This window comes from uncultured Corynebacterium sp., from assembly GCF_937999985.1.
Taxonomy (GTDB): domain Bacteria; phylum Actinomycetota; class Actinomycetes; order Mycobacteriales; family Mycobacteriaceae; genus Corynebacterium.
Genome location: NZ_CALLDG010000120.1, coordinates 1 through 2,319 on the forward strand (window position 1 = coordinate 1; position 2,319 = coordinate 2,319).

The window sequence follows — 2,319 nt, forward strand, 5'->3', positions numbered from 1 at the left end:
AACCCCCAACCTTCTGATCCGTAGTCAGATGCTCTATCCGTTGAGCTACGGGCGCTTGGAAACTTCGACAAAGTGCTTCACGCCGGCACAATCCCAGCGGACCACCACAGGCGCACCACACGCCCCACAACACTGTCCGCAGCTGTTGGCCCCGGAACCTCACCACAAGTAACCGGGCAGCTTTTGTGGGCAGCTCTGGCGCTGACGCACTCTGTCGAAGTTGCGGAGGCGACAGGATTTGAACCTGCGGTCCCCTAAGGGACAACTCCTTAGCAGGGAGCCCCATTCGGCCGCTCTGGCACGCCTCCGAACGTCGTATCGCAGCACTGTTTCCAGATGCCACAATCTCGACCGAACTTAGCCTACACAACCTGCCCACCTTCCCCAAAATCCCGCCCACACCTTCTGGCCACAACCCCACCTGCGCCAGCCACGCCTCCCCACCCACTCCCCGCAACCTCCCCGAAGCCCCGTCCCCGGCCCCCACTACACTGTGCAGTATGATTCGCCCCGATCTTTCCTCCCTGCCCGCATACGTCCCCGGCTCCACCCAGCCGGGCGCGCTGAAGTTGGCTTCCAACGAATCTTCGCTGGCCCCGTTGCCTTCTGTAAGTGCCGTTATTAATGACGCCACCTCAAACCTCAACCGCTACCCGGACATGGCTTCGGGCGCGCTGCGTGGGAAGCTCGCGCAGTGGTTGGGTGTGGACCTCGACAATGTCGCCGTAGGTAATGGCAGTTCCGCCCTGTGCCAGCAGCTGGTGCAGGCCACATGCAAGGACGGCGATGAGGTTGTGTACGCCTGGCGGTCGTTCGAGGCATATCCGATCCTGTGCAAGATCGCCGGTGCGGTTGGGGTGGGTGTGCCGCTGAAGAGTGGGCGTCATGACCTCAAGGCAATGAGCGACGCGATCGGCGAGCGTACGCGCTTGGTTTTTGTGTGCAACCCGAATAATCCGACGGGCACGACGGTGACCCGCGACGAGTTCCGTGAGTTTATGGGGCGCGTGCCTGCGAATGTGACGGTTGTGCTGGATGAGGCGTATGTGGAGTACAACCGGGATGCGGAGTCTCCGGTGGCGTTGGAGGAGCTGCAGCGCTACCCGAACCTGGCGGTGTGCCGGACGTTCTCGAAGGCGTATGGGCTGGCGGGGCTGCGGCTGGGCTACCTGGTCGGGCCGGCGGAGCTGGTGGAGGCCGTAAATAAGGTGGGGATTCCTTTCGGCGTGAACGCGCTGGCGCAGGCGGCGGGGATTGCGAGCGTGGAGGCGCAGGGCGAGCTGGCCGCGCGCGTGGACGCGACGGTGGCGGAGCGCGAGCGGGTGGAGGCGTACCTGGCGGGGATTGCTCCGGCTGGCGCCGGCGGCTCAGACGGCAGCACGGGCGCCAACGAAGCCGAGGCGGCCGAGCCGCTGACGTACCCGTCGCAGGCGAACTTTGTGTGGCTGAACGCGGGCGAGCGCGCGGAGGCGCTGGACGAGGCGCTGAAGCGCGAGGGCGTCATCGCGCGGTGCTTCGCGGGCGAGGGCGTGCGCGTGACGGTGACGACAGCGGAGGAGACGGATGTGCTGCTCCGCGCGCTGGATCGGGCGCTGCCCGCCGCTGGGCTGGTTAACTCCATACAAGCCGACCCGGCCGCCGACAGCGACGCGGCGAACGGCACCGCGCACACGCAGGCCTCCACGCAAGCCGACTAGCGCCGTGCATCCGGAGGATCCGACGCGCATCCCCGCCGTGGTGGAGCGCCTGCGCGCGGCGTGGGAGGCTCAGCCTTCGGTGCCGTTTGCGCAGTTGTGGGCTCAGTTGGAGTCGGTGGGCGTGGGCTTCAACGCCACCGATGCGGAGCTGGTGGAGGCGTGCGATGAGTTGTTGCGCCGTCACCCTTATTCTTTCGCCCCGGTCCTACCGGGGGCTCTTTCTGCCGTGCCTAGTGACGCCCCTTCGACCTCCCCTGCCCCGCGCACTGTGGTGGTGGAGACGGCCGACCCGGGGCCGGTGGTGACGCTTTCAGTGGAGCCGGAGGAGCCTCTGGGGTGGGCGGTTGTGCGGGGCCGGCGTGCGGGGGTTCAGCCGGTGGTGTGGCGTTTTCGGGCGGTGCGGGCGTGCCGGGCGGGGGCTCCTTTGGTGGTGGAGGATGCGGAGGGGTTTGTGCATCGCTTGGGCGTGGTGGAGCGTTTGACCGCTGCGGGGTTTGCGGTGGCGCCGGGGGAGAATGCGGCTGCGTTGGAGGGGTTGCGGCGCGCGGAGTTGGGGGATCGGGTGTTTGTGGTGCGTTTTGAGGATGATTCGTGGGCGTTGGTGGGGCACGCTCTGTGGTGG

General features: G+C 66.8%; 2 protein-coding genes and 1 tRNA gene. 2 read left to right on the forward strand and 1 reads right to left on the reverse strand.

The window, feature by feature from the left end; all coding sequences use genetic code 11:
• Positions 1 to 223: 223 nt before the first annotated feature.
• Positions 224 to 308 (reverse strand) — tRNA-Ser (locus Q0331_RS05725).
• Positions 309 to 500: 192 nt separating this feature from the next.
• Between Q0331_RS05725 and Q0331_RS05730 the strand changes: the two genes are divergently transcribed.
• Both Q0331_RS05730 and Q0331_RS05735 read left to right on the forward strand, forming a co-directional pair.
• Positions 501 to 1,697, forward strand: a complete 1,197-nt coding sequence (locus Q0331_RS05730; protein ID WP_298075502.1) for a pyridoxal phosphate-dependent aminotransferase — start codon at positions 501 to 503, stop codon at positions 1,695 to 1,697.
• 4 nt (positions 1,698 to 1,701) lie between these two features.
• A partial coding sequence (locus Q0331_RS05735) for a hypothetical protein (protein WP_298075503.1) occupies positions 1,702 to 2,319 on the forward strand: 618 nt, incomplete at its 3' end.